Origin of the sequence: Streptomyces durbertensis (genome assembly GCF_014156695.1) — a bacterium.
GTDB lineage: Bacteria > Actinomycetota > Actinomycetes > Streptomycetales > Streptomycetaceae > Streptomyces > Streptomyces durbertensis.
Genome location: NZ_WMLF01000489.1, coordinates 1 through 3,781, shown reverse-complemented (window position 1 = coordinate 3,781; position 3,781 = coordinate 1). Strand labels below are relative to the sequence as shown.

The window sequence follows — 3,781 nt, the reverse complement described above, 5'->3', positions numbered from 1 at the left end:
CCCCAGCCCCCCGCCCCGCGTTCTGATCCGCCCCGCGTTTCGACCCTGACGAAGGGACCCACCATGAGACCGACACGACGCCAGAAGACCGGCCGCATAGCCGCCGTCACCGCCGGCGCGCTCGCGCTCAGCATCGGCGCCACCGCCTGCGGCGGCGACACCACCGGACCGGCCGGCAAGGAACTCAGCGGCCAGAGCCTCACGGTCGCCGCCGTGTGGACCGGCGTGGAGGCCGAGAACTTCAAGAAGGTGCTCAAGGCCTTCACCGACGAGACCGGCGCCGACGTGAAGCTCGTCGCCTCCGGCGACAACGTCTCCACGTTTGTCGGCAGCAAGATCGAGGGCAAGCAGGCGCCCGAGGTCGTCATGGTGCCGCAGCTCGGCGTGGTCCAGCAGTTCGCCAAGAAGGGCTGGCTGGTGCCGCTGTCCGAGGACGTCGAGATGGAGGCGACACGGAACTTCGCCAACGTCTGGAAGGACTACGGCACCGTCGGCGACAAGTTCTACGGCCTGTACTTCAAGGCCGCCAACAAGTCGACCGTCTGGTACCGCCCGGACGCCTTCGACCAGGCCGGCGTCAAGCCGCCGAAGAGCTACGAGGACATGCTGAAGGCCGCCCGCACCATCGGCGACTCCGGCACCTCCCCGTTCGCCGTGGCCGGCGAGGACGGCTGGACGCTCACCGACTGGTTCGAGAACATCTACCTGTCGCAGGCCGGCCCGGCCAACTACGACAAGCTCGCCGACCACACCATGCCGTGGACGGACGAGACCGTCGTCAAGGCGCTCACCACGCTCGGCGAGCTGTTCGGCGACAAGGACCTGCTGCACAAGGGCTCGGCCGGCGCGCTGCGCACCGACTTCCCGACCTCCGTCGAGCAGGTCTTCGGCCCCGAGCCGAAGGCGGCGATGGTCTACGAGGGCGACTTCGTCGGCGGCATCGCCAAGGACCAGTTCGGCCGCAAGCTCGGCGAGGACGCGAAGTTCTTCCCGTTCCCCGGTGTCGGCGGCGGTGACGCCCCGGTGGTCAGCGGCGGCGACGCGGCGGTTGTCCTCAAGGACGGCAAGAACCAGAAGGCCGCCATGCGGCTGATGGAGTTCCTGGCCGGCCCGGACGCCGCCGAGGTGTGGGCCGGCGCGGGCGGCTTCATCTCCCCGAACAAGTCCCTCGACCTGTCCGCCTACGGCGACGACACCACCCGCGAGATCGCCAAGGCGCTCGTCGACGCCGGCGACTCCGTCCGCTTTGACATGTCCGACCAGGCGCCCGCCGCGTTCGGCGGCACCAAGGGCGCCGGCCAGTGGAAGCTCCTCCAGGACTTCCTCCGCGACCCGTCCAACCCGAAGGCCACCGCGGCCAAGCTGGAAGCCGCCGCGGCCAAGGCCTTCGGCAACGGCTGACCTAGGAGATGTCGGGCATGCCCTCCACAGCCCCCGCTCGCGGCGCCGCGACCCCGCGGCGCCGCGCTCAGCGGCGTCGGAGAATGATCGCCTGGGTGTTTGTGCTGCCCGCGCTGCTGCTCCTCGGCGCGCTGGTGCTCTACCCGGTGTTCTTCTCCCTCGGCCGCAGCCTCTTCGACGCCTCCGGCGACACGTTCGTCGGCGGCGCCAACTACGTCGAGATGTTCCGCGACCCGGCCACCCTCAAGGCCGTCAGGAACAGCACCATCTGGGTCGTCGTCGCCCCCGTCCTGCTCACCGGGCTCGGGCTGGTGCTCGCCGTCCTGACCGAGAAGATCCGCTGGGCGACGGCGTTCAAGCTGGTGCTGTTCCTGCCGATGGCGGTGTCGTTCCTGGCCGCGGGCATCATCTTCCGCCTCGCCTACGAGCAGAACCCCGAGCGCGGCGTCATCAACGCCGTGGTCGTCGGGGTGCACGACACCTTCACCGACTCCTCGCCCTACCCGAAGGCCAGGGCCCGGGAAGGCGACGGCCTCGTCCCCGCCGACGGCGGCTACCGCACCGAGGCGACGGCCCGCCCCGGGCAGAGCGTCCCGCTCGGCCTGGTCGGCGTACCGCCCACCGAGGTGCCCTCCGGCGCCGAACCGGCCGCCGCCGCTGCCGCCGAACCGGCCGGCGACGACGAGCTGCGCGGCGTCGTCTACCTGGACTTCACCCCGGGCGGCGGCGGGCAGCCGGGCGTCGTCGACCCCAAGGAACAGGGCCTGCCGGGAATGACCGTCGAGGCGGTGAAGGACGGCGGCGACGTCGCCGCCCGCACCACCACCGGCGACGACGGCTCGTACAGCTTCACCGGCCTCGCCGACGGCTCCTACACCCTGCGGCTGCCGGCGGCGAACTTCGCCGAGCCCTACCAGGGCGTCAACTGGCTCGGCCCGGCGCTGGTCACGCCCGCCGTCATCGGTGCCTACCTGTGGATCTGGACCGGCTTCGCGATGGTGCTGATCGGCGCCGGACTCGCCGCGATGCCGCGCGAGACGCTGGAGGCCGCCCGGATGGACGGCGCCAACGAGTGGCAGATCTTCCACCGCATCACCGTGCCGCTGCTGGCGCCCGTCCTCACCGTGGTGTTCGTGACGCTGGTGATCAACGTGATGAAGGTCTTCGACCTCGTCTACATCATCGCCCCCGGCCCCGTGCAGGAGGACGCGAACGTGCTGGCCACCCAGATGTGGCTGGTGTCCTTCGGCGGCGGCAACGACCAGGGCCTCGGCAGCGCGCTCGCCGTACTGCTGCTGCTCCTGGTGGTCCCCGCGATGATCTTCAACATCCGACGTTTCCGCAGGAGCGAATCATGAGCGCCCCCGGCATCACCGAGGTGCCCCGCCCCCACGCGGACACCGGGCGGGGCGTCGTGCCACCGAAGTCCGGCCGCGGGCGGCGCCGGGCGGCTTCCCGTCCGCCGCGCAGCGGGCCGGTCGGCTGGATCATGAAGCGGCTCGGCAACGGCGTGGTGCAGGTCGTGCTGCTGCTGGTCGGGCTCGTCTGGCTGACGCCGCTGGCCGGCCTGTTCCTCTCCTCCCTGCGGGACGACCGGGACAACGCGGCCAGCGGCTGGTGGACGTCCTTCACCGACCCGAGCCAGCTCACGCTGGAGAACTACACCGCGCTGCTGGAGAACTCCGCGATCACCTCGGCGTTCTGGAACACCGTGCTGATCTCGGTGCCGACGACGCTGCTGGTGGTGCTGCTCGCCTCGCTCGCCGGATACGCCTTCGCCTGGCTGGAGTTCCCCGGCCGGGACGTCATCTTCCTCGTCGTGGTGGGCATGTTGGTCGTGCCGATCCAGATCGGCCTGCTGCCGGTGGCCAAACTCTTCGGCCAGGTCGGGCTGTTCGGCACGATCCCCGGCGTGGTGCTGTTCCACGTCGCCTACGGACTGCCGTTCGCGGTGTTCCTGCTGCGCAACTACTTCGCGCAGATCCCCCGGGAGATGCTGGAGGCCGCCCGCATGGACGGCGGCGGCGAGTGGCGGATCTTCGTCCAGCTCGTGCTGCCGCTGGGCCGTCCGGCCATCGCCAGCCTGGCCATCTTCCAGTTCCTGTGGGTGTGGAACGACATGCTGGTGGCGCTGCTCTTCGCCGACAGCGACTCCCAGCCGCTGACGGTCGCGCTCCAGCAGGAGATGCGGCAGTTCGGCAGCAACATCTCGGTGCTCGCGCCAGGCGCGTTCCTGTCGCTGGTGGTGCCGCTCGCGGTGTTCTTCGCCTTCCAACGGCACTTCGTACAGGGCGTGATGGCCGGATCGGTCAAGTAGCGCCCCACCGACGCGGGCCGGTCCGGTGTCCACTCCCCGCCCGACACCGGACCGTTTCCCGCC

At 70.5% G+C, this 3,781-nt stretch carries 3 protein-coding genes; all 3 read left to right on the top strand.

Annotation, left to right across the window (positions count from 1 at the left end; genetic code table 11):
- Positions 1-63 precede the first annotated feature (63 nt).
- The 3 genes from GL263_RS23180 (at position 64) to GL263_RS23170 (ending at position 3,718) form a co-directional block, all read left to right on the top strand.
- Positions 64-1,401, top strand: a complete 1,338-nt coding sequence (locus GL263_RS23180) for an ABC transporter substrate-binding protein (protein ID WP_182857692.1) — start codon at positions 64-66, stop codon at positions 1,399-1,401.
- Between the two features lie 8 nt (positions 1,402-1,409).
- Positions 1,410-2,759 carry an ABC transporter permease gene (locus tag GL263_RS23175; protein ID WP_182857691.1) on the top strand — a complete coding sequence of 450 codons (1,350 nt, stop codon included), beginning with the start codon at positions 1,410-1,412 and terminating at the stop codon, positions 2,757-2,759.
- Between the two features lie 131 nt (positions 2,760-2,890).
- Positions 2,891-3,718: a carbohydrate ABC transporter permease gene (locus GL263_RS23170; RefSeq protein ID WP_228456764.1), complete on the top strand. Its 828-nt coding sequence runs from the start codon at positions 2,891-2,893 to the stop codon at positions 3,716-3,718.
- Positions 3,719-3,781 lie beyond the last annotated feature (63 nt).